Origin of the sequence: Sphingopyxis sp. L1A2A, from assembly GCF_005502465.1 — a bacterium.
GTDB lineage: Bacteria > Pseudomonadota > Alphaproteobacteria > Sphingomonadales > Sphingomonadaceae > Sphingopyxis.
In genome coordinates, this window is the sequence record NZ_SCOT01000035.1 from 1 (window position 1) to 21,776 (window position 21,776).

Genomic DNA, 21,776 nt, shown 5'->3' on the forward strand with positions numbered 1-21,776 from the left:
GCCGAGGATCTGATCCTCCCTGTCGCGTAGCGATGGGGAGGGGGACCGCTTGCGAAGCAAGGGGTGGAGGGGCCTTGCGACGGTGGCGCCACCGCCCCTCCGTCAGTGCTTCGCGCTGCCACCTCCCCATGGCTGCGCCACAGGGAGGATCAGATCTGCTACCCGTCACAACTCGCCGCAATGACGCCGAAAAAAGGGGTCGGACAAGCCGACCCCTTGAGTTTGTCTTCGGGTAATCGAAAGGACTTACCAGAAGAAATCGTGAATCACGTCGACCACTTGGCCGCTGTACGTATCGACGAGGATCGCGTCGTTGTAATAGCGGACCCAGCGATAGCCGTCGTAAGCCGGCGGCAGGCGATACTGCCACGGATCATTGATCCAGTAGCGGCTGCTGTAGAACAGCGAGCCCAGGCTGAAGCCGATGCTGAACCGCGTGTAGCGATGGTTGCGGTACGGCGAATAATAGCTGCCCAGACGATAGCGGCTGCCGTACTGCTGGCGGTAGTCGCGCCAGTTGTAGCGGCGGTCATCGCGCCACGAGCGATTCCAGTTGCCGCGGCGGTCGCTATAACGGCGATCGACGCGATCATTGTTGTTGCGGTCGTAACGCCGATCGATCTGGCCATCGCGGTTGCGATCGTAACGTCCGTCGCGCTGATCGATGCGGTTGTTGTTGTTGCGATCCCAGCGGCGGTCGAGATCGCCGTTGCGATTGCGGTCGTAGCGGCGATCGACGCGGCCATTGTCGTTCCGATCATAGCGCCGATCGACCTCGCCGTTGCGGTTGCGGTCCCACCGGCGGTCGATACGGCCGTCGTCGTTGCGGTCATAGACGCCGCCACGCTGGCGCTGGGCCTGCTGCTGCTGGCGCTGCTGATCGCTGCGCTGCTGCTGCCATTGCTGACGCTGCGCCTGCCGTTGCTGATCGTTGCCGCGTTGCTGCCACTGGCGCTGACCCTGCTGGTCATTGCCGCGCTGCTGTTGCCACTGCTGACGTTGGGCCTGACGTTGTTCGCTATTCCCGCGCTGTTGCTGGCGCATTTCGCTGCGTTGCTGGCGCTCGGGGCGGGGCTGTGCCTGTTGCCGCTGGACGCGCGCTTCGCCGCCATTGTTGCCGCGGCGTGCCTCGGGACCGCGCGGCCCGCGGTCGCCCCGGTCGCCTCGCTCGCCATCGCCGCGCTGCGCCAGCTGAACACGCTCGCCCGACGCCTGCGCGGCGGCCGGGGCAATGGGGGTCAGGATCGTTGCAGCGATCAGCAACCCTCCGAACATCTTTTTCATCTCGCCATTCTCCAACTCATGTCCCGATTGCTGGAGACGCCAGCCGGGATGATGAATCATCTGTTACCGGCGGCAAGATGATCGGCGGCTGAACCGCGCTGTTGCCTGCGGTTCAGCTACATGAACAGCCGGGCTCAGGTGCCGGGGGGCAGGCGCAGCGCGGGGACCGCGCGCGCGGCATCTTCGGGGCGGATACCGGGCGGCGGGGCGGCGGCGATCCGTTCCTCGCCGCGCAAGACGCGCCCGGCACGGCGGATCGCGGTGCGGATGCGCGGATAGGTGCCGCAGCGGCAGATGTTGGTGATCGCCGCGTCGATATCGGCGTCGCTGGGGTTGCTGTTCGTCCGCAGCAGGGCGGCGGCGGCCATGATCATCCCCGACTGGCAAAACCCGCATTGCGGCACCTGTTCGGCGACCCATGCCTGCTGCACCGGATGGCTGCGGTCGCGCGACAGGCCTTCGATCGTGGTGACGAAGCGGCCCTCACATTCGGCGATCGTGACCATGCAACTGCGGATCGATTCGCCGTCGATGTCGACGGTGCAGGCGCCGCATTCGCCGGTGCCGCAGCCATATTTGGTCCCGGTCAGGTTCGATGCGTCGCGCAGCGCCCACAGCAAAGGCGTTTCGGGTTCCATTCGATATTCGACCGGACGGTCGTTGACTGAGAATCGCGTCATCGGCGAAGATTTAACGTCACCGCTGGATTAGTCACGCCAGCTTGTGTCGATCTTGTCGACCTTGCGCACCATCGCGTCGAACTCCGCCTTGCCCGACTGGCCGGGGATCGCCGCCATATACAGATCGCGCTGGTGGACCTTGATGACGTCCTCTTCGACCAGGATCGGCTTGCCCATGCTCATCGTCGCCAGTTGGATTTCGCACGCGCGCTGCAGCGCCCAATATTTGATGAAGGCATCGGACAGCGATTTGCCCATCACCACCGGGCCGTGGTTGCGCAGCATCAGGATGCGCTTGTCGCCCAGATGCTCGACCAGCCGCGCGCCCTCTTCCTCGCGTACCGTCACGCCCTCGAAATCATGATAGGCGAGCTGGCCCATAAAGTTGCAGGCATAGAAATTGACCGGTTGCAGCCCGCCTTCGAGGCCGCACACCGCGACCGTCGCGGTGGTGTGGGTGTGGATGATCGCATGCGCGTCGGGCAGGACGCGGTGGAACAGGCTGTGCTGGACGAACCCGGCCTTGTTGACGTGCCAGGGATTGTCTTCGTCCAGCTTGTTGCCGTCGATGTCGATCTTGATCAGGCTGGAGGCGGTGACTTCGCTGAAATGCATGCCATAGGGATTGATCAGAAAGGCGCCTTCCTGATCGTCCAGCTTCACCGTGATGTGGTTGAAGATCATCTCGTCCCAGCCCATCATCGCGAAAATCCGGTAACAGGCGGCCAGTTCCTGCCGCGCCGTCCATTCGGCTTCGCTATATTTGCTGTTGCGCTTGAGCTGGGTCGCCATCGCCTGTCCCTTTGTCATGTTAGTTTCTTAGTTTCGTCCTGCTACCTATGCCATAAGGCAAGGGGGGCGCACAATCCCGCAAGCGGGCCGGGCGGTTCGTTAGCGGGGCCGGGGCGTTTTGCCGCGCAGGGGCTTGCATTTCGCCGCGAATCCTTTTAGTGGCCCAGCCATCGGAACGTCGCGGGTTCGCGGCGCTTCTTTTATTGCCCTTATATCGGCGATTTATGGCGGACTGGATATCCGGTTGCCGTTCATCGTTGGACGAACCGGAGACGACACGGCCCATGCAGATCATCGTTCGCGACAATAATGTCGACCAGGCCCTTCGCGCGCTCAAGAAGAAGCTGCAGCGTGAGGGCGTGTATCGCGAAATGAAGCTGCGCCGTCATTACGAAAAGCCCAGCGAAAAGCGCGCGCGTGAGCACGCCGCCGCCGTCCGCCGCGCCCGCAAGATGGAGCGCAAGCGGATGGAACGCGACGGGATCAAGTAAGACCCGTCCTTCCTTTTAAGGATTCGGATCGTGAAACAGGCGCTGCGGGCAACCGCGGCGCCTTTTTCGTTGCGCCCATTCTTTCGTCGTCACCCCGGACTTGATCCGGGGTCCAGGCGACCGAGGTGGCTATGGATCCCGGATCAAGTCCGGGATGACGATCGTGGGAAAGACGAAGGCAGCCGCCACCATCCGCACCAACAATCTTTGTGCTCTCGATTCACGCTGGACCGTTCGGGACCGCTCCGCCTATAGGCGGGCGCAACAATATCGCCCGCCATAAGTCTTCGTGCGGGCAGCGGAAGGATCAGCGATAATGAGCGTGACGACGGTTCCCTTGCGCCCGGTGAGCAAAAGCGGCCTGTGGCTGATGTGGTTCGGCCTGCTGGCGCTGCTCGTCGCCGGCGCCGCCTTTGCCTGGCACATGACCCCGCGCATCGGGTTCGAGGTCGTCAAGGAAGGCACGGGCAACAGCCCGACCAAGGCCGACGTCGTGCTGGTCAAATATGAAGGCAAGCTCGACGACGGCACCGTTTTCGATGCCAATGAACAAGCGCCGATGCAGGTGGCCCAGGTCGTTCCGGGCTTTTCGGAAGCTCTGACCCGGATGAAAAAGGGCGGCGAGTACAAGATCACCATCCCGCCGCAGCTGGGCTATGGCGACCGTGCCACCGGACCGATCCCGGCTGGCAGCACGCTGCACTTTTCCGTGACGTTGCTCGACTTCCGCTCCGAAGCCGAAGTGCGCGCGATGCAGCAGCAGATGCAGCAACAGCAACAAATGATGCAGCAGCAACAGATGATGCAGGGCGCGCCGGGCGGCGCTGGCCCGGGCGGCCCGCCGCCGGGTGCGCCGCAGCCGTAACGCAATTGTCGCCTCCGCCTTCGCGGGGGCGACGGCGTTTTACGCCGCCGCCTTGGCGTCCTTCGGCGCCGTTCCCGCATTGCGCTCGGCCTCGCGTTCCAGCGCGACCTTGATCATCGCGACGATCGGGTCGGCGAGGAAGAGGCCCATGATGCCGAGCAGCGCGCCGAACAGGATCTGCGCCCCGAGCACCAGCGCCGGGGCGAGGTCGACGGTCTTTTTCGCCACCATCGGTACGATCAGATAGCCGTCGACCGTCTGCACGACGAAATAGATGATGACCGCCCACAGGCCGGTGTCGGTCCCGGCCGAAAAGCCGACGAGTACCAACAGCGCGCCTGATATGATTGCGCCGATATTGGGGATGAAGGCAAGCAGGCCGGTGAGCAGGCCGAGCAGTGCCGCCATTGGAATGCCGACCGCCATGCAGGCGAGCCATGTCCCAATTCCTTCGACCAGCATGCCGAGCAGACGGCCCGCCATCAACCGGCGCAGCGTGAACCCCATGCGCGCGGTGGTGATGTAAAAATTCTCGCGGTTTTTCATCGGCAGCATCCACGCGACGCCGCGTTCGTACAGCCGCGGCTCGATCGCGATGAAGATGCCCAGGATAACGATCATCACCACGCTGGTGAGCGCGCCGACGACCGATCCGACCGCCGCGGTGACGCGGCCGAAGGTGCCGGCAAAATTGTCCGAGATCGTCTTGGTATCCAGCTGGAAGCTGCCCATGCCATGATCGCTGGCCCACGCCGCCAATCGTTCGACCTGCCCCATCACCACGCCTTGCAGCGACGCGGCTTGGTCGGCGATCTGCGATCCGGCGAACATCGCCGTCCATACCATGAAGGTGAGCAGCGTCAGGCAGACGATCAACAGCCGCCAGCCGCGCGCGATCGGCAGGACGCGCCCGAGCAATCGGGTGCCGCCGTCGAGCATCGACGCCATGACGATCGCGGCAAAGATCAGCAGGATCGGTTGGATCAGGACGATGCACGCGCCGATCAGCAGCGCGAGGCCCAGCCAGACGCTGGCCTTGAGCAATTCGGTGCGGACGACGTGGCTGCGGATCTCGGTCGGGCCGGGGGCGTTGGCGGTGGCTTTGGCGCGCGCCTGTGCCCGCTCTTTCCTCTCCACCATAGCCCTGCTCCCTATTTTGCCTTGCTGCTACGTTCGGGCCGCAAGTCGGTTCCCGCGCGGTTGGAGCGCAGCGCATTGAACCAGCTCAGCGGATTATACCATATGGCGGTGCCATCGGTCGAAAAGCTGATGATCTCGGCGCGCCCGGCGATCGTGTCGAACGGCACGGGGCCGCCCAATCCCTTTTGACTGGTGTCGACCCGGCTGTCGGCGCTGCCGTCGCGGTTATCACCCATCAGGAACAGATGGTCGGCGGGCACGGTGATCGGCCCGTAATCGTCAGTGGTGTAGCCCGGCCCCATATCGATGGTGTCAAAGGTCGCGCCGCCGGGCAGCGTTTCGCGGACGATCGGCAATTCCAGCACCTCGCGGCCATCGGCGCCGCGGGCGATAAAGCGATCGAGGCTGCTGTCGCCGCTCGGCAAATTGGGGTCGACCGGGATGGCGAGCAGCGGCTGGACTTCGCGCTTCACCGGCTTGCCGTTGATGCTGAGTTCGCCATTGCGGAGCTGGATCGTGTCGCCGGGCAGGCCGATCACCCGTTTGATATAGTCGATCCGCGTCACCGGATGTTCGAGTACGACGATGTCGCCGCGTTCGGGCAGCTTGGCGAACCAGCGTCCTGCGGTTTTGGGCGCGAGGTGAAAGCTGACGGACGAATAGGACCAGCCATAGGGATATTTGCTGACGATCAGCCGGTCGCCGTTGCGCAAGATCGGCATCATCGAATCCGACGGGATATAAAAGGGCTTGGCGACGCAGCTGTGGATGGCGAGCACGAGCAGCAGGATGACCACGATGTCGCGGATCAGCTTGCCCCAACTGCCTTCGTCCTTCGTCTTGTTTTTCGCCATGAGCCGGTCAGTCCTTGATTGCTTCGATGATGACGAACGCCTGCGCCCAGGGATGATCGTCGGTCAGCGTCAGATGGATATGCGCGCTATGACCCGCGGGGATCATCGCGGCCAGCCGTTCGGCAGCGCCGCCGGTCAGCGCCAGCGTCGGCGCGCCCGAGGGGGCGTTGACGACCCCGATGTCCTTCATGAACACGCCGCGCTTGAACCCGGTGCCGACAGCCTTTGAAAAAGCCTCTTTCGCCGCAAAGCGCTTCGCATAAGTTCCGGCGCGGGTGAAAGGGCGCCGCGCCGCCTTGGCGCGTTCGACATCGGTGAAGACGCGATTTTCGAACCGCTCGCCGAAACGGTCGAGCGAATTCTGGATCCGCTCAATGTTACAAAGGTCGGAACCGAGGCCGATGATCATGACGGCCCCAACCGGTCGTCATTGCGAGGAGCCGAAGGCGACGCGGCAATCCAGAACGGTGCAAGGCCGCCCCTGGATTGCTTCGCTTCGCTCGCAATGACGTTGTTTTTGATCATTACCCCCGCGCCTCGTCCATCAGCACGCGCATGCGGCGCACCGCGTCTTCCAGCCCGGTAAAGATCGCCTCGCCGATCAGATAATGGCCGATGTTCAGCTCGGCGAGCTGCGGGATTGCGGCGACCGGGACGACATTGTCATAGGTCAGGCCGTGCCCGGCGTGCGGTTCGATGCCGTTTTTCCACGCCAGCGCGGCGGCGTCGGCGATGCGGCGGAGTTCCACGGCGCGCGCTTCGCCCTCCTGGTGGGCATAGCGGCCGGTGTGAAATTCGACGACCGGCGCGCGCAGCATCATCGCCGCTTCGATCTGGCGCGGATCGGGCTCGATAAACAGGCTGACGCGGATGCCGGCATCGTTCAGCCGCGCGACGATCGGGGCAAGATGATTGTGCTGCCCCGCGGCGTCGAGCCCGCCCTCGGTCGTGCGCTCCTCGCGCTTTTCGGGGACGATGCACGCCGCATGCGGGCTGTGGCGCAGCGCGATCGCGACCATTTCGTCGGTCGCCGCCATTTCCAGGTTCAGCGGCAGGTCGGTCGCCGCCTGGATACGCGCCAGATCGTCGTCGCGGATATGGCGGCGGTCCTCGCGCAAATGCGCGGTGATGCCATCGCCGCCGACCGCCGCGACGATCTGGGCCGCGCGCACCGGATCGGGATGCTCGCCGCCGCGCGCGTTACGGATCGTCGCGACATGGTCGATGTTGACGCCAAGGCGGAGCCGGCTGCTCAATTCGCGCGGCTCCCGGGTTTGATCGCCGGGGTCGCCGCGAGCTCGGGCGGCAGTTCGCCATCGGCATAGGTCGGGAAGTTGATCGCGACGAGCGGATAGAAGGGGACACCCAGGTCGACATTGCCCGCCGAACGGTCGACCAGCGCCGCCTCGGCGATCACCTCACCGCCTGCCGCGGCGACGCACGCCATCGCCTCGCGCGATGACAGGCCGGTGGTCACGACATCTTCGACCATCAGCACTTTCGCGCCGGGTTCGATCGTGAAGCCGCGGCGCAGTTCAAAGGTGCCGGTCGGGCGCTCGACGAAAATCGCGGGCTTGCCCAGCGCGCGGCCCATTTCATGGCCGATGATGACGCCGCCCATCGCCGGGGATACGACGATGTCGATCGCCTGTTTCAGCTCGCGCGGCAGCTTGGCGGCGAGCGCGACCGCAAGTCGTCCGGCCCGTTCGGTGTCCATCAGCACCCGGGCACATTGCAGATAATATTCGCTGTGGCGGCCGGACGACAGCAGGAAGTGACCTTGCAGCAAGGCCTCGGCGGCGCGGAATTCGGCCAGGATTTCATCATCGGTCATGGGAGAATTGTTCTTTTGTCCAGTGCGTCGCCCATGGCGGGCGACCGGGTTTTGGCGGCGAAGATTATCCAGCCGCAAAATAGTGTTAGAGATGCTTGAGGCAAGCGGCAAGCGGGTCTATAGCGCCCGCGAGATTCAGCCCCGCCAGTGGCTGGCCGGACGCATGTCCGGTCGCGGCCGCACAGGGGACGAAGCGGAAAAAGAACAACAGGCAACGGGCGGCACTATCCTTATGAAGAGCTTGAAAACCCTTGTAATTGCGGCAGCTTTGTCGCTGGGCGCGGTGGGCGTCGGCCATGCACAGGCACCGGCGACGGCTCCGGCCGAAGCGCCTGTCGCAGCGACCGCCCCGGCCGCGGCGAATCCGGCTCCGGTTGCCGCCGATGCAGCAGCGCCGGCGACGGTCGCCGCCGCTGTCCCGGCAGGCGATGCCACCTATGTGCCGATGAAGCCGACCCCCGGGGTCGGCCAGCCGATCGACGCGGGGATCGATTTCCAGCCGCAGGTCAGCCCGGTCGGTGAGCAGGCATATTGGTTCAACCATGTCATCCTGTTGCCGGTGATCACGATCATCACGCTGCTCGTGCTGGGGCTGATGCTGTGGGCAATGTTCCGCTATCGCGCCAAGGCGAACCCGGTGCCGTCGAAAACGACGCACAACACCTTCATCGAAATCATCTGGACCGCCATCCCGGTGCTGATCCTTGCCGTGATCGCCGTCCCGTCGATCCGGCTGCTCGCGCAGCAATATGAGCCGCCGAAAAAGGAAGCGCTGACGATCAAGGTCACCGGATACCAATGGTATTGGGGCTATGCCTATCCCGATCAGGGCATTGGCGAATATGTGTCGAAAATGCTGACCGAAGATCAGGCGAAAGCCTCGGGCGAGCCGCACCAGCTTGCGGTCGACAACCGTATGGTCGTTCCCGTTGGTCGTCAGGTGAAACTGATCATCACCGGCGCCGACGTCATCCACAGCTTCGCCGTCCCGGCCTTTTGGACCAAGATGGATGCGGTTCCCGGCCGTGCCAACGAAACCACCTTTACCGCGAACAAGGTCGGCGTTTATTACGGTCAGTGTTCGGAACTTTGCGGCGTCGATCACGGCTTCATGCCGATCGCCGTCGAAGTGCTGCCGGTCGATAAATGGGAAGCCTGGGTCCGCTCGAAGGGCGGCAACCCGGCCGGTCCGGTAGCGGCGGTGCCTGCTGCCGCTGCTCCGGCTCCCGTTGCTGCTGGCGCTGCCGCACCCGCCGTGACGCCGGCCGCCACCACGACCGAAGCTGCCCCGGCAGCGGCGCCCGCCGCCGCGCCGGTCGCCACGAATTAAAAAGGGGTCCGACAGATGACCGATATCGCCGCAACTGCACCCGCCCATGGCCCCGCTCATGGCCACACCGATCACGCGCATGACGACCATGATCACGATACCCCGGGCTTTTTCGTCCGCTGGTTCATGTCGACGAACCACAAGGACATCGGCACCCTCTACCTGATCTTCGCGATCATCGCCGGCATCGTCGGCGGGGTGATCTCGGGCCTGATGCGCTGGGAACTGGCGGAGCCGGGCATCCAGTATCTGACCGGCTGGGCGCAATTTTTTGATCCCGCTGCGGGCGAAGTGCAGGGCAAGCATTTCTGGAACGTGATGATCACCGCGCACGGCCTGATCATGGTGTTCTTCATGGTGATGCCCGCGATGATCGGCGGCTTCGGTAACTGGTTCGTGCCGCTGATGATCGGCGCGCCCGACATGGCGTTCCCGCGCATGAACAATGTCAGCTTCTGGCTGACCGCCGTTGCTTTCATCATGCTGGTCGGGTCGATGTTCGTTCCGGGCGGCAGCGGACTTGGTGCCGGTACCGGCTGGACCGTCTATGCCCCGTTGTCGACCAGCGGATCGGTCGGGCCGGCGGTCGATATGGCGATCTTCTCGCTTCACCTCGCAGGCGCGGCGTCGATTTTGGGCGCGATCAACTTCATCACCACCATCTTCAACATGCGCGCGCCGGGGATGACGATCCACAAAATGCCGCTGTTCGTGTGGTCGGTGCTGGTCACCGCCTTCCTGCTGCTGCTCGCGCTGCCGGTTCTGGCCGCGGCGATCACCATGCTGCTGACCGACCGCAACTTCGGCACGACCTTCTATGATGCGGCCGGCGGCGGTGATCCCGTCCTCTACCAGCATCTTTTCTGGTTCTTTGGTCACCCCGAAGTGTACATCATGATTCTGCCGGGCTTCGGCATTGTCAGCCAGATCATCTCGACCTTCAGCAAGAAGCCGGTGTTCGGTTATCTCGGCATGGCTTATGCCATGGTTGCGATCGGCGTCGTCGGCTTCATCGTGTGGGCGCACCACATGTTCACCGTCGGCATGTCGGTGAACCTGAAGATGTACTTCACCGCCGCGACGATGGTCATCGCGGTTCCCACCGGCATCAAGATCTTCAGCTGGATCGCGACGATGTGGGGCGGCTCGATGACGTTCAAGACCCCGATGATGTGGTCGCTCGGCTTCATCTTTATGTTCACCGTCGGCGGCGTAACCGGCGTCGTGCTCGCCAATGGCGGGGTCGATACCAACCTGCACGACACCTATTATGTCGTCGCCCACTTCCACTATGTGTTGTCGCTGGGCGCGGTGTTCTCGCTGTTCGCCGGTTTCTATTACTGGTTCCCGAAAATGTCGGGGCGGATGTACAACGAGTTCCTGGGTCAGCTGCACTTCTGGATCTTCTTCATCGGCGTCAACGTCCTGTTCTTCCCCCAGCACTTCCTGGGCCAGCAGGGCATGCCGCGCCGTTACCCCGATTATCCCGAAGCCTATGCCTTCTGGCACCTGATCTCGTCCTACGGCTATGTCATCATGGCGGTTGGCGTCCTGATCTTCTTCGTGAACATCCTCTACTCGCTGGTCGCCGGTAAGCGTGCCGCCGACAATCCGTGGGGCGAAGGCGCGACGACGCTCGAATGGACGCTGTCGAGCCCGCCGCCGTTCCACCAGTTCAACGAACTGCCGCGTATCGCCTGATCGGCTTTGCCCCCTGCTGATGTCCGGCAGGGGGCTTTGCCTGTCCGGCCGGAGTTATCATGGCGCAGAGCCTGACCCACGGCGAAACGGCCCTTCCGGCCGACTGGCGCGACCTGTTCGCGCTGACCAAGCCGCGCGTCATGTCGCTGGTGGTGTTCACCGCGCTGTGCGGGCTGCTTGCGGCACCGGTTCATGTTCCGCCCGTCCTGGCCTTTGCCTCGATCCTGGCGATCGCGCTGGGGGCAGGGGCGTCGGGCGCGCTCAACCAATGGTATGAGGCAGGGCTGGACGCCAAGATGAAGCGCACGGCGGGACGACCGCTGCCTGCCGGGCGGCTCGACCCGCAGACGGCGTTGCAATTCGGCATCGGGCTGGCGGCGTTTTCGCTGTTTCTTATGCTGTTCGCGTCGAACTGGCAGGCGACGCTGCTGTTGGCGGCGTCGATCCTCTTCTACGTCTTTGTCTACACGATGTGGCTGAAGCCGCGGACGCCGCAGAATATCGTCATCGGCGGTGCGGCAGGGGCGTTTCCGCCGCTGATTGGCTGGGTCGCGGCGACGGGTAGCATTGCGCCGCTGCCGGTGATGCTGTTCCTGCTGATCTTTCTGTGGACGCCGCCGCATTTCTGGGCGCTCGCGCTGTTCATGCGCTCGGATTACGCTGCCGCGGGGATCCCGATGATGCCGGTCGTTGCGGGCGAGAAATCGACGCGGCGGCAAATCCTCTTCTATGCGCTGATCATGGCGGTGGCGGCGATCGCGCCCTGGCCGCTTGGCTACACCGGCGCGCTGTACGGTTGGACCGCGGTCATCCTGTCGGCGCTGTTCGTTGCGTTGTCGCTGCAGGTTGGCACCCGCACGACGGGCGAGGCCGATTTGATGCAACCCGAAAAGCGGCTGTTCGCTTACTCAATCGCCTATCTTTTCATCCTCTTCGGCGCCGTTGTTGCCGATCAATGGTGGCCTTTATGACCGAAAATCCGAATCTCGAACCCTTTGACGAGGTCGAATATCGCCGCCGCCAGCGCAGCCGTGCCAATATGATGGCGTGGATGCTCGGCGGCCTCGCGATCCTGTTTTTCTTCATCACGATTGCCAAGATCCAGATATTCGCATGACGTCTTTTCCGGCAATTGGGCGACTGTCCCCCAAAGCGAAGACCGCGAGCCTTGCGTCGGCGCTGGCGCTCGCGATGGTCGGGCTGGGTTTTGCAGCTGTGCCGCTCTATGATCTGTTCTGCCGCGTCACCGGGTTCGGGGGCACGACGCAGCGTTATGATCCGGTCGCCGCGGCGGCGGATCCGGTGGTCCTGTCGCAGACCGTCTCGGTCCGTTTCGACGCCAATGTCTCACCCGGGCTGCCGTGGAAATTCTATCCCGAGCATCCGACCGATACGGTCAGCATCGGCGCGCGCGACATGGCGATCTTTATCGCCGAGAATAACTCGTCAAAGCTGGTCGTTGGCACCGCGGGCTTCAACGTCACGCCGACGCAGGCGGGCAAATATTTCACCAAGATTCAGTGCTTTTGCTTCACCGAACAGCGATTGGAGCCGGGGCAGCAGATGCGGATGCCGGTATTGTTCTTCGTCGATCCCAAAATCATGGACGATCCCGACGCGCGCGACATCCAGGAAATCACCCTCAGCTACACCTTCCACCCTGTAGACGAGGGTAAAAAGGCGAGCTAAGGCCGCGATCAGAGTCTTAATTCAAGGACCGGCGGGCGATGGGGAATCGCGACGCCGGGGCTGCAAAACGGGAAAAACGCCATGTCCGGTGCGAAACATCATGACTATCACCTCGTAAACCCCAGCGTCTGGCCGCTGATCGGCTCGTTCGCCGCGCTGGTGATGTTCTTCGGGCTCGTGATGTTCATGCACGACGATTATTTCGGCGGCGTGGGCAAATGGGTGCTTGGCCTGGGCTTCATGGGCGTGATCGCCACCTTCTTCAGCTGGTGGTCCGACGTCATCAATGAAGCCCATGCCGGCGACCACACCCCGGTCGTCCAGCTCCACCTGCGCTATGGCATGATCCTGTTCATCGCGTCCGAAGTGATGTTCTTTGTCGGTTGGTTCTGGGCGTGGTTCGACTTTACGCTGTTCCCGGTGCCGATCGAATATGTCGATGGCGCGGTTACCTCGCTGTTCGGTCAGGACGGCGCCGCGGCGATCACCCAGTGGCCGCCAAAGGGCATCGAGGTCATCGACGCATTCTCGCTGCCGCTGCTCAACACGCTGATCCTGCTCTGTTCGGGCACGACGATCACCTGGGCGCATCATGCGCTGATCCATGGTGACCGCGAAGGGCTGAAAAAGGGCCTGTGGGCGACAATCATCCTCGGGGCGATCTTCTCGGCGATCCAGGCTTATGAATATGCCCATGCGCCGTTCGCTTTCGGCCAGAGCAATTTCAGCTCGGCCTTTTACATGGCGACCGGTTTCCACGGCTTCCACGTCCTCGTCGGCACGATCTTTCTGATCGTCTGCCTCGTGCGCACGTACAAGGGCCACTTCACTCCCAAGCAGCACTTCGGGTTTGAAGCTGCCGCCTGGTATTGGCATTTCGTCGACGTGGTATGGCTGTTCCTGTTCATCATCGTCTATGTCTGGGGTGGCTGGGGCGCACCGATTGCCGCGCACTAAATTGCCGGGTGACGATTCCATATCAAAAGGGCAGCCGCCGGTCTGGCGCGCTGCCCTTTTTGGCCTTTGCCCCGAATGTGGTGCATCGACGCTGTTCGACGGCCCGGTCAGGTTTCAGGCGACATGCCGCGCCTGCGGGCTCGACTATGGCCGCTATAATGTCGGCGACGGCCCCGCCGCCTTCCTGACCCTTATCATCGGCGCGCTGCTTGTCGTGCTGGCGCTGACGCTCGATGCCGCGGTGCAGCCGCCGCTGTGGGTGCATGTCTTGCTTTGGGTTCCGCTCACTGCCGGTGCTGTGGTCTATGGTTTGCGCGTCGCCAAGGGCGCGCTATTGGCGAGCGAGCATCAACGGCAAGCTATCGAGGGCCGGAAAGTCGACGAGCCGCATGACTGATCCCGCAACGCCTCCGCCGCGGCGCTGGCCGCTGATGCCGACGATCATCGTCATTGCTGCGGTGCTGGTGATGATCGCGCTTGGGGTGTGGCAGCTCCAGCGCAAGACCGAGAAGGAAGCGCTGGTCGCGCTGTATCAGCGCAACATGGCGATGTCGTCGCTGGTCACCTATCCCGAACTGCCGCCGGTCGCCGACGCCTTGTTGTTTCGCAAGAGTAGCGTCGTTTGCCTCGAACCCGTGCGCTGGGATCCGCGCAGCGGCACCGATCAGAAGGGCAAAGCGGGCTTTCGCATGATCGCCGATTGCCGCACCGGCGCCGAAGGCCCGGGGGTACTGGTCGATGTCGGGATCGGTGACGATTTCGCCCCGCCGAAATGGACCGGCGGGATCGTGCGGGGGACGATCGTCCCCGGCCCGGACCAGCCGACGGTGATGGAACGCGCGGCGGGCAAAGACAGGCCCGCGCGGGCGATGCTGATCGCCGATACACCCGTTGCGGGTCTGCGCGCGAGTGCCGTCCCCTCGGCCGATAACACGCCGAACAATCACCTCGCTTATGCGGGGCAATGGTTCCTGTTCGCCATTGCGGCGCTGGTGATCTACTTCCTGGCTGTCCGTCGCCGCTTGCGGCCTTGAGGCTGGCCCGCTAGGCGCGGGGCCGCCATGGAATATATCAGCACCCGCGGCTCTGCGCCGACCCTCGACTTTCGTGCCGCAACGCTGGCGGGCCTCGCCAGCGACGGCGGCCTTTATCTGCCCGCGCATTGGCCGCAGATGCCGGAGGGCGAAATCCGCGCGCTGGCCGGGCTCGACTATGCCGAAACCGCGGTGCGCGTCATGCGCCCGTTCGTTGCGGGCGTGCTGTCCGAGGACGAACTGCGCCAGCTTTGCCGCGCCGCCTATGGCAGTTTCAGCCATGATGCGGTGACCCCGCTGGTCCAGCTCGACCATCGCCACTGGTTGCTCGAACTGTTCCATGGCCCGACGCTGGCGTTCAAGGACGTCGCGCTGCAATTGCTCGGCCAGCTGTTCGAAAAATTCCTGAGCGGCGGCGGCACCGACATCACCATCGTCGGCGCGACGTCGGGCGACACCGGATCGGCGGCGATCGAGGCGGTCGCGGGGCGGGAACATATCCGCATCTTCATGCTCCACCCCGAAGGCCGGGTGAGCGACGTCCAGCGGCGGCAGATGACGACGGTGCTGGCGCCGAACGTGCATAATATCGCGATCGACGGCAGTTTCGACGATGCCCAAGCGATGGTGAAGCGGTTGTTCGGTGACGAAGAGGCGCGGGCGAAGGTGACCCTGTCGGCGGTCAACAGCATCAACTGGGCGCGGTTGATGGCGCAGGTCGTCTATTATTTCTACGCCGCGGTGCGCCTGGGCGGGCCCGACCGTCCGGTTGCTTTCGCTGTGCCGACGGGCAATTTCGGCGATGTGTTCGCGGGTTATGTCGCGGCGCAGATGGGGCTGCCGATCGCGCGGCTGGTCGTCGCGACCAACGTCAACGACATCCTCCACCGCGCGCTGACCAACGGCGACTACAGCGCCGGGACGGTCACCGCGACTGCGACCCCCAGCATGGACATTCAGGTCAGCAGCAATTTCGAGCGATTGCTGTTCGATCTGTCGGGACGCGACGGCGCTGCGATCACCGGCATGATGGGCGAATTCGATCGCAATCGCGCGATGACCATCCCCGCCGACATGCTCGCGGGCGCGCGCGGGCTGTTTTCGAGCGCCAGCATCGACGGCGATGCGATGGCGCTGGCGCTGCGCTGGGCGCAGGAGCATGGCGGCCAGATTATCGACCCCCACAGCGCCGTGGGCCTCGCCGCGGCGCGCGCGCTGGAGATTGACGCCGACATTCCCGTCGTCACGCTGGCGACCGCGCATCCGGCCAAGTTCCGCGAAGCGGTCGAGCGCGCGACCGGCGTCCGTCCGGCGCTGCCGGCGCGGCTTGGCAATCTGTTCGACCGCGAAGAACGCTATGAGCGGCTGCCGGGCGATTATGACGCGGTGAAGGCCTTTGTCCTGGCGGAAGCCGCCCGTGGCTGAGTTGCTGCCGCTCGTCACGCTGGTTGGCGAGGCGTGGGACGATTATGGGCTGGTCGACAGCGGGGGCGGCCGCAAGCTCGAACGCTATGGCCGTTATCGTTTCATCCGCCCCGAACCGCAGGCAATGTGGGCGCCCGCGCTCCCCGCCAGCGAATGGGAGGCGGCCGACGGCGAATTCATTCCGGCGTCCGACGATGATGGCGGCGGCCGCTGGTATTATAACAAACCGGTGCCGACCGAGGGCTGGCCGCTGGCGTGGCGCGAGGCGCGCTTCACCGCGCAATGCACCCCGTTTCGCCATCTGGGCTTTTTCCCCGACATGGCGCCGGTATGGGACTGGCTGCGCGAGCGCATCGCCGACAAGCCCGACCCGGCGTTCCTCAACCTGTTCGGCTATACCGGCGTCGGCAGCCAGGCGCTCGCGGCGGCGGGCGCGTCGGTGACCCATGTCGATGCGTCGAAGAAATCGGTGGGACAGGCGCGCGAAAATGCGGAACTCGCCGGCATGGCCGACAAGCCGGTGCGCTGGATTATCGACGATGCCGGCAAATTTACTGCGCGCGAGGTGCGGCGCCAGAAACGCTATGACGCGATCCTCCTTGATCCGCCGAAATTCGGGCGCGGTCCGACCGGCGAACGCTGGCAGCTTGAGGAGGGGCTGGCGCCGCTGCTGACCGATTGCCGCCAGTTGCTCGATGCCGACAGCCGGGCGTTGTTCCTGACCGTCTATGCCGTGCGCATGTCGGCGCTGGCGATCGGCGAGCTGCTCGCGCAGCTGTTCGCTGACCTGCCGGGACAGGTCGAATGCGGCGAGCTGGCGGTGCGCGAAGAGGCGCGGGGGCTGCTGCTGCCGACCGCGATTTTTGCGCGCTGGAGCCGCTGACGGTTTTCCGGCGCTGCGCTTTGCTGCATACGTTTGCGGCGCCAAAAACCGCAACATTGTGACCGAAATGCCACAGTCGATGCGTTGACAATGAGAACGTTCCCATTTAGATAACGTTCACATTGAGGAAATGCCGCCATTAAAAGAGCGGTGAATTTGGGGAGAATGACGGATGCGGGCGTCTCAAAAGCATTGGCTTGGCAAGTTTCTGGTCGGCACGTCGGCCCTGTCGCTGATGGGCGCGGCGCAAACCGCCATGGCGCAGGACGCACCCGCGGACAGCGCCGTTGATGGCGATGAGATCGTCGTCACCGGGATCCGCGCCAGCCTGGCGGCTTCGGCCGACATCAAGCGCGAGGCGCAGGGTGTGGTCGATGCGATTTCAGCCGAGGACATCGGCAAATTCCCCGACACCAACCTTGCCGAATCACTGCAGCGCATCACCGGCGTGTCGATCGACCGCTCGAACGGCGAAGGTTCGTTCGTGACGGTGCGCGGCTTCGGTCCCGAATTCAACCTGGTGACCCTCAACGGTCGTCAGATGCCGACCTCGTCGCTGGGCGATGGCGCCAGCGCACCGTCGTCGCGGTCGTTCGATTTCGCCAACCTTGCGTCCGAAGGCGTCGCGGGGGTCGAGGTGTACAAGACCGGCCGCGCCGCGATTGCGTCGGGCGGCATCGGCTCGTCGATCAACATCAAGACTCCGCGGCCGCTCGACAAGACGGGGCTGCGCGGCAGCTTGGCGGTCAAGGGCGTCTATGACAGCTCGCGCAACGAGGGCAATCCGATCACCCCCGAAGTGTCGGGCATCATCAGCACGACCTTTGCCGACGACCGCGTCGGCATCCTGCTGGTCGGGTCGTATCAGCGCCGCAAGGCGAGCGTGAACACCGCCAATGTCGGCTGGCGCGACGGTTATACCGGCGCCGAGAACAACTGGGGTTCGCTGGCGCAGCCGGGCGATCCGCGCTTTGCCAATATCACCAACCGTCCCGATGCGACCGACGTCTATCAGGTGCCGCAGAACGCATCCTATGACCTCAACGACATCGACCGCGAACGCTTCAACGGCCAGGCGGTGCTGCAATTCCGCCCGATCGATGCGCTGACCGCGACGCTCGACTACACCTATTCGCGCAACACCGTCGAAGTGCGCAACAGCAACGTCGGGGTGTGGTTCAACCACAACAACACGTCGAGCGCCTGGACCGACGGCCCTGTCGCCGGGCCGCTGTTCTATTCCGAAGCCTTTGCGGCCGCCGAACGCAAGGATTTGTCCTACGGCGGCGCGCTGACCGCCAACCGCAGCGAAAATCACTCGATCGGCGGCAATTTGACCTGGGAAGCGCCCGGCGGCGTGACGATGGCGCTCGACTATCACCACTCGACCGCGACGTCGAAACCGAGCAACAAATATGGCAGCAGCGTCGCCGTCGGCAACGCGGTGTTCGGGGTCGTCAACCAGCGGATCAATTTCGAGAAGGATCTGCCGGTCATTTCCTATCAGATGGCGCCGGGCATCGACCCGCTGAACGCCTCGCTGATCACGCCCACGGGCAATGCCTTTCGCAACGCCTATTTCCGCAATGAAATCGATCAGATCCAGCTGCGTGGTCGCTACGAGCATGACGGTGGCTTCCTCGACAGCATCGATTTCGGCGTGTCCTATATCGATAGCAAGGTCCGTTCGGCCTATGGCTTCATCCAGAACGACAGCTGGGGCGGCGCCGGGCCGGCATCGGATATCCCCGACGACATTTTCACGCTCGCAACCCTGCCCGACAAGTTCAAGGGCGTGAGCGGCGCCGCAGACATCATCCCCAGCTTTTACAAGTTCGATTTCGAGCGGATGGTCGATCTGATCGATGGTCTCTACGGCACGTGCAACGGTGCGGGGTCGGCCGACACCTGCCTCGCCAACTACACCACCGACCGGCGCCTCAATGAAAAGACGCTTTCGCCCTATCTGCAAGTTTCGACCAAGTTCGACGTCGGTGCCGGTGAAGCGCATCTGACCGCCGGGGTGCGTTATGAGGATACGATCGTCGATGCCACCGCGCTGGTGCCGATCCCGACCGGCACCCGTTGGGTCGCCGCGAACGAATTCGGGGTGATCTTTGGCCCGACGAGCGATTTTACGCGCTTCAAAGGCAGCTATGATCATTGGCTCCCCGCGGTCGATTTCGACATCGAGCCGATCGAAAATGTCAAACTGCGCGCTTCGTACAGCCATACGATCACGCGTCCCGATTATGCGAGCATGCAGGGCGGGCGGACAATCGATCAGCTGTTCCGCATCGGCGGTGGTACGGGTAGTCAGGGCAACCCCGGCCTGCTGCCCTATAAGTCGAAGAATATCGACCTGTCGGCCGAATGGTATTATGCGCGCGAAAGCTATATTTCGGCGGGCTTCTTTCACAAGCGCGTGTCGAATTTCCTGTCGACGACGCGCGTCGATGCCAATGCGTTCGGGCTGACCAACCCGGCCGACGGCCCGCGCTTTCGCGCCGCGGTCGCGGCGCGCGGCGCCAATGCCGGGGCCAATGATCTGCGCGACTTCATTCTGCGCAACTATGCCGCGTCGGTGCGCGTGAATCGCGACGCCAACGGCAATCCGGTGCTCGATGCCAGCGGCTTCTGGACCGGCGACATTTTTGGACTGGCCGAGGACGCGCCGCTGAACTTTGAAATCACGACGCCGATCAACAGCGACCAGTCGGCGAAGATCCACGGTTTCGAGCTCGCGCTGCAACATAGTTTTTGGGACACGGGGTTCGGCGTCATTCTGAACTATACGATCGTCAACGGCGACGCGACCTATGACAATGCCCAGCCGTCGTCGGTGCCGCAGTTTGCGCTGACCGGGCTCAGTGACAGCGCCAATGCCGTGCTCTATTACGACAAGGGTCCGCTCCAGGCGCGCGTCGCGTGGAACTGGCGCGACAAATTCCTGGCAGGGACGGGGCCGAACCCCTTCTATGTCGAGGAATATTGGCAGATCGACGCCAGCGCGAGCTATGAATTCATCCCCGGCTTCACCGCCTTTGTCGAGGCGATCAACCTGACCGGCGAAAGCCGCCGCGGCCACCTCCGGTCGGAAAATAACGCCGCTTTCGCATCGCCGGGTTATGCCCGTTACGCGGCGGGGGTCCGGTTCAGCTTCTGACGCGGGCGGGCTGTGCCCGCCGGGTCGCAGGCGGGAGAGCCGCTCCTTTTCGAAGGGCGGCTCTTTCGCGTGACGGCGGCGGGATGCTGGCTTAGGATCGACGGCAATGGACAAAGCGATCGAGAGGGTGGTCATTGTTGGCGGCGGCACCGCCGGCTGGCTCGCGGCCTCGCTGCTCGCCGCCTCGCGGCACGGGGTGTCGGAGCGGTTGTCGGTGACCCTGATCGAAGCGCCCGACATTCCAACCATCGGCGTCGGCGAAGGCACCTGGCCGACGATGCGCGACACGCTGGCGCGCATCGGGATCGGCGAGGCCGAATTTCTGACCGCGTGCGACGGGTCGTTCAAGCAAGGCTCGCGCTTCGATGGCTGGGTCACCGGCGCTGCGGATGATCGCTACCTCCACCCTTTCACCCCGCCGCCGGCGATGCCGACGCGCGAGCTGCTGGCGGCGTGGCAGGCGGAGGCGCCCGATGTGCCGTTCGCCGCGGCGATATGTGCGCAGGCGCAGGTCTGCGATCTCGACCTTGCACCGCGTCAGCGGTCGATGCCCGATTATCAGGGCGCCGCCAATTATGCCTATCATCTCGACGCGGGGAAATTTGCCGCGCTGCTCGCCTCGCACGCGGTAAAGCGGCTGGGCGTCCGGCATGTCGCGGACCATGTCACCGACGTCCAGCGCGACGGCGAGGGCGGCATCGCATCGGTCGCGACGCGGCAGCATGGCGACATCGACGGCGACCTGTTCATCGATTGCAGCGGCCATGCGGCGCTGCTGATCGGCGGCCATCTCGGCGTTGAGTGGATCGACCGCAGCGACATTTTGTTCAACGACCGCGCACTCGCGGCGCAGGTGCCGGTCGCGCCGGGGAGCCCGATCGCGTCGCAGACCGTGGCGACCGCGCACGCTGCGGGCTGGATCTGGGACATTGGCCTGCCCGGGCGGCGCGGCATCGGCTGTGTCTATGCCAGCCGGTTCATCGACGATGATGCGGCGGAGGCGGAGTTGCGCGCCTATATCGCGCGCGTCCTGCCGGGTGCCCCCGATGTTCCGGCGCGGCGGCTGAGCTTTCCGACCGGGCATCGGGCGCGTTTCTGGGAGGGCAATTGCGTCGCCATCGGCCTGTCGGCAGGGTTCATCGAACCGCTCGAAGCGTCGGCGATCGTGATGATCGAATTGTCGCTGCGCGCGCTGATCGACAATTTTCCGGCGAGCCGCGCCGCGATGCCGATCCACGCCGACCGCTTCAACGATCTGTTCCGTTATCGCTGGGACCGCATCGTCGATTTCCTCAAGCTCCATTATGCGCTCAGCCAGCGCACTGAGCCCTATTGGCTGGCACAGCGCGACCCGGCGCATCTGCCGCCGCGGCTGGCCGAGCAGTTGCAGCTGTGGCGCGACCAGCCGCCGTCGGTGTGGGATTTCCCGCGCGTCGACGAAATTTTCTCGGCCGAAAGCCACCAATATATTCTCTATGGCATGGGCTTTCCGGTGCCGTCCGATCTGGCGCCCGCGGACCGTGCCAGCGCCGCGCTCGCCGAAACCCGCCAGCGCGCCCGCGCGCTCGCCGCCGCCCTGCCTGCCAATCGCGATTATCTCGATGCGCTCCAGCCCCCGACCGGCGCCCTGGCCGCGCGATAGGAAAGAGTT

The 21,776-nt window shown here is 64.1% G+C and carries 22 protein-coding genes; 14 read left to right on the forward strand and 8 right to left on the reverse strand.

The features are described from left to right. Nucleotides 1-246: 246 nt before the first annotated feature. The 3 genes from FFS68_RS14965 to FFS68_RS14975 all read right to left on the reverse strand — a co-directional run bounded on the left by FFS68_RS14965 (nucleotide 247) and on the right by FFS68_RS14975 (nucleotide 2,756). Entirely contained in the window at nucleotides 247-1,284 is a 1,038-nt protein-coding gene (locus FFS68_RS14965) for an RcnB family protein (protein WP_249340183.1), read from the reverse strand. A 134-nt stretch (nucleotides 1,285-1,418) separates the two neighbouring features. Continuing rightward, nucleotides 1,419-1,964 carry a (2Fe-2S)-binding protein gene (locus FFS68_RS14970; RefSeq protein WP_137753999.1) on the reverse strand — a complete coding sequence of 182 codons (546 nt, stop codon included), beginning with the start codon at nucleotides 1,962-1,964 and terminating at the stop codon, nucleotides 1,419-1,421. Nucleotides 1,965-1,991: 27 nt separating this feature from the next. Beyond that, complete coding sequence (locus FFS68_RS14975; protein ID WP_137754024.1) at nucleotides 1,992-2,756, reverse strand: class II aldolase/adducin family protein; 765 nt, start codon at nucleotides 2,754-2,756, stop codon at nucleotides 1,992-1,994. Nucleotides 2,757-3,040: 284 nt separating this feature from the next. On the opposite strand from FFS68_RS14975, the gene rpsU reads away from it, so the two are divergent. Beyond that, the gene (rpsU, locus tag FFS68_RS14980) at nucleotides 3,041-3,247 is read left to right on the forward strand and encodes a 30S ribosomal protein S21 (protein WP_037510267.1); all 207 of its coding nucleotides are present in this window, start codon (nucleotides 3,041-3,043) and stop codon (nucleotides 3,245-3,247) included. Between the two features lie 316 nt (nucleotides 3,248-3,563). Then, nucleotides 3,564-4,112: an FKBP-type peptidyl-prolyl cis-trans isomerase gene (locus tag FFS68_RS14985; RefSeq protein WP_137754000.1), complete on the forward strand. Its 549-nt coding sequence runs from the start codon at nucleotides 3,564-3,566 to the stop codon at nucleotides 4,110-4,112. A gap of 39 nt (nucleotides 4,113-4,151) precedes the next feature. Here FFS68_RS14985 and FFS68_RS14990 read toward each other — a convergent pair whose 3' ends face one another. The 5 genes from FFS68_RS14990 to pyrE all read right to left on the reverse strand — a co-directional run bounded on the left by FFS68_RS14990 (nucleotide 4,152) and on the right by pyrE (nucleotide 7,940). Further along, a complete protein-coding gene (locus FFS68_RS14990) occupies nucleotides 4,152-5,252 on the reverse strand; it encodes an AI-2E family transporter (RefSeq protein ID WP_137754001.1) in 1,101 nt (366 codons plus the stop codon). A gap of 11 nt (nucleotides 5,253-5,263) precedes the next feature. After that, nucleotides 5,264-6,106 carry a signal peptidase I gene (gene lepB / locus FFS68_RS14995; RefSeq protein ID WP_137754002.1) on the reverse strand — a complete coding sequence of 281 codons (843 nt, stop codon included), beginning with the start codon at nucleotides 6,104-6,106 and terminating at the stop codon, nucleotides 5,264-5,266. Between the two features lie 7 nt (nucleotides 6,107-6,113). Then, complete coding sequence (gene acpS / locus FFS68_RS15000) at nucleotides 6,114-6,515, reverse strand: holo-ACP synthase (protein WP_137754003.1); 402 nt, start codon at nucleotides 6,513-6,515, stop codon at nucleotides 6,114-6,116. Between the two features lie 115 nt (nucleotides 6,516-6,630). Continuing rightward, the gene (locus tag FFS68_RS15005; protein ID WP_137754004.1) at nucleotides 6,631-7,362 is read right to left on the reverse strand and encodes a pyridoxine 5'-phosphate synthase; all 732 of its coding nucleotides are present in this window, start codon (nucleotides 7,360-7,362) and stop codon (nucleotides 6,631-6,633) included. After that, the gene (gene pyrE / locus FFS68_RS15010) at nucleotides 7,359-7,940 is read right to left on the reverse strand and encodes an orotate phosphoribosyltransferase (protein WP_137754005.1); all 582 of its coding nucleotides are present in this window, start codon (nucleotides 7,938-7,940) and stop codon (nucleotides 7,359-7,361) included. Before pyrE ends, FFS68_RS15005 begins: the two co-directional genes overlap by 4 nt. A 232-nt stretch (nucleotides 7,941-8,172) precedes the next feature. Here pyrE and coxB point away from each other — a divergent pair, with 232 nt between their 5' ends. From coxB to FFS68_RS15065, 12 genes are all read left to right on the forward strand, one after another. Further along, a complete protein-coding gene (coxB, locus tag FFS68_RS15015) occupies nucleotides 8,173-9,270 on the forward strand; it encodes a cytochrome c oxidase subunit II (RefSeq protein WP_137754006.1) in 1,098 nt (365 codons plus the stop codon). Between the two features lie 15 nt (nucleotides 9,271-9,285). Further along, nucleotides 9,286-10,971, forward strand: coding sequence for a cytochrome c oxidase subunit I (ctaD, locus tag FFS68_RS15020; RefSeq protein WP_137754007.1), 1,686 nt, complete (start codon nucleotides 9,286-9,288; stop codon nucleotides 10,969-10,971). 59 nt (nucleotides 10,972-11,030) lie between these two features. Continuing rightward, a complete protein-coding gene (locus FFS68_RS15025; protein ID WP_137754008.1) occupies nucleotides 11,031-11,942 on the forward strand; it encodes a heme o synthase in 912 nt (303 codons plus the stop codon). Further along, entirely contained in the window at nucleotides 11,939-12,088 is a 150-nt protein-coding gene (locus tag FFS68_RS17965; protein ID WP_171003905.1) for a hypothetical protein, read from the forward strand. Before FFS68_RS15025 ends, FFS68_RS17965 begins: the two co-directional genes overlap by 4 nt. Next, nucleotides 12,085-12,660, forward strand: a complete 576-nt coding sequence (locus FFS68_RS15030) for a cytochrome c oxidase assembly protein (protein WP_137754009.1) — start codon at nucleotides 12,085-12,087, stop codon at nucleotides 12,658-12,660. Before FFS68_RS17965 ends, FFS68_RS15030 begins: the two co-directional genes overlap by 4 nt. 81 nt (nucleotides 12,661-12,741) lie before the next feature. After that, the gene (locus tag FFS68_RS15035; protein WP_137754010.1) at nucleotides 12,742-13,617 is read left to right on the forward strand and encodes a cytochrome c oxidase subunit 3; all 876 of its coding nucleotides are present in this window, start codon (nucleotides 12,742-12,744) and stop codon (nucleotides 13,615-13,617) included. A 19-nt stretch (nucleotides 13,618-13,636) separates the two neighbouring features. Further along, nucleotides 13,637-14,014: a DUF983 domain-containing protein gene (locus FFS68_RS15040; RefSeq protein WP_249340185.1), complete on the forward strand. Its 378-nt coding sequence runs from the start codon at nucleotides 13,637-13,639 to the stop codon at nucleotides 14,012-14,014. After that, nucleotides 14,007-14,651: an SURF1 family protein gene (locus FFS68_RS15045; protein WP_249340184.1), complete on the forward strand. Its 645-nt coding sequence runs from the start codon at nucleotides 14,007-14,009 to the stop codon at nucleotides 14,649-14,651. Before FFS68_RS15040 ends, FFS68_RS15045 begins: the two co-directional genes overlap by 8 nt. Before the next feature lie 27 nt (nucleotides 14,652-14,678). Beyond that, nucleotides 14,679-16,076 carry a threonine synthase gene (gene thrC / locus FFS68_RS15050; RefSeq protein WP_137754012.1) on the forward strand — a complete coding sequence of 466 codons (1,398 nt, stop codon included), beginning with the start codon at nucleotides 14,679-14,681 and terminating at the stop codon, nucleotides 16,074-16,076. Nucleotides 16,077-16,080: 4 nt separating this feature from the next. After that, nucleotides 16,081-16,959 (forward strand): class I SAM-dependent methyltransferase, encoded by an 879-nt coding sequence (locus tag FFS68_RS15055; RefSeq protein ID WP_137754026.1) that lies wholly within the window; start codon nucleotides 16,081-16,083, stop codon nucleotides 16,957-16,959. A gap of 172 nt (nucleotides 16,960-17,131) precedes the next feature. Continuing rightward, nucleotides 17,132-20,125 (forward strand): TonB-dependent receptor, encoded by a 2,994-nt coding sequence (locus FFS68_RS15060; protein ID WP_137754013.1) that lies wholly within the window; start codon nucleotides 17,132-17,134, stop codon nucleotides 20,123-20,125. 106 nt (nucleotides 20,126-20,231) lie between these two features. Continuing rightward, nucleotides 20,232-21,767, forward strand: a complete 1,536-nt coding sequence (locus FFS68_RS15065) for a tryptophan halogenase family protein (RefSeq protein ID WP_137754014.1) — start codon at nucleotides 20,232-20,234, stop codon at nucleotides 21,765-21,767. Nucleotides 21,768-21,776: the final 9 nt, after the last annotated feature.

What these genes read in the sequence shown, in the direction of transcription:
- FFS68_RS14965 (WP_249340183.1), bottom strand. Translation starts at nt 1,284, where the DNA reads ATGAAAAAGATGTTCGGAGGGTTGCTGATCGCTGCAACGATCCTGACC.
- FFS68_RS14970 (WP_137753999.1), bottom strand. Translation starts at nt 1,964, where the DNA reads ATGACGCGATTCTCAGTCAACGACCGTCCGGTCGAATATCGAATGGAA.
- FFS68_RS14975 (WP_137754024.1), bottom strand. Translation starts at nt 2,756, where the DNA reads ATGGCGACCCAGCTCAAGCGCAACAGCAAATATAGCGAAGCCGAATGG.
- rpsU (WP_037510267.1), top strand. Translation starts at nt 3,041, where the DNA reads ATGCAGATCATCGTTCGCGACAATAATGTCGACCAGGCCCTTCGCGCG.
- FFS68_RS14985 (WP_137754000.1), top strand. Translation starts at nt 3,564, where the DNA reads ATGAGCGTGACGACGGTTCCCTTGCGCCCGGTGAGCAAAAGCGGCCTG.
- FFS68_RS14990 (WP_137754001.1), bottom strand. Translation starts at nt 5,252, where the DNA reads ATGGTGGAGAGGAAAGAGCGGGCACAGGCGCGCGCCAAAGCCACCGCC.
- lepB (WP_137754002.1), bottom strand. Translation starts at nt 6,106, where the DNA reads ATGGCGAAAAACAAGACGAAGGACGAAGGCAGTTGGGGCAAGCTGATC.
- acpS (WP_137754003.1), bottom strand. Translation starts at nt 6,515, where the DNA reads ATGATCATCGGCCTCGGTTCCGACCTTTGTAACATTGAGCGGATCCAG.
- pyrE (WP_137754005.1), bottom strand. Translation starts at nt 7,940, where the DNA reads ATGACCGATGATGAAATCCTGGCCGAATTCCGCGCCGCCGAGGCCTTG.
- coxB (WP_137754006.1), top strand. Translation starts at nt 8,173, where the DNA reads ATGAAGAGCTTGAAAACCCTTGTAATTGCGGCAGCTTTGTCGCTGGGC.
- ctaD (WP_137754007.1), top strand. Translation starts at nt 9,286, where the DNA reads ATGACCGATATCGCCGCAACTGCACCCGCCCATGGCCCCGCTCATGGC.
- FFS68_RS15025 (WP_137754008.1), top strand. Translation starts at nt 11,031, where the DNA reads ATGGCGCAGAGCCTGACCCACGGCGAAACGGCCCTTCCGGCCGACTGG.
- FFS68_RS17965 (WP_171003905.1), top strand. Translation starts at nt 11,939, where the DNA reads ATGACCGAAAATCCGAATCTCGAACCCTTTGACGAGGTCGAATATCGC.
- FFS68_RS15030 (WP_137754009.1), top strand. Translation starts at nt 12,085, where the DNA reads ATGACGTCTTTTCCGGCAATTGGGCGACTGTCCCCCAAAGCGAAGACC.
- FFS68_RS15035 (WP_137754010.1), top strand. Translation starts at nt 12,742, where the DNA reads ATGTCCGGTGCGAAACATCATGACTATCACCTCGTAAACCCCAGCGTC.
- FFS68_RS15045 (WP_249340184.1), top strand. Translation starts at nt 14,007, where the DNA reads ATGACTGATCCCGCAACGCCTCCGCCGCGGCGCTGGCCGCTGATGCCG.
- thrC (WP_137754012.1), top strand. Translation starts at nt 14,679, where the DNA reads ATGGAATATATCAGCACCCGCGGCTCTGCGCCGACCCTCGACTTTCGT.
- FFS68_RS15060 (WP_137754013.1), top strand. Translation starts at nt 17,132, where the DNA reads ATGCGGGCGTCTCAAAAGCATTGGCTTGGCAAGTTTCTGGTCGGCACG.
- FFS68_RS15065 (WP_137754014.1), top strand. Translation starts at nt 20,232, where the DNA reads ATGGACAAAGCGATCGAGAGGGTGGTCATTGTTGGCGGCGGCACCGCC.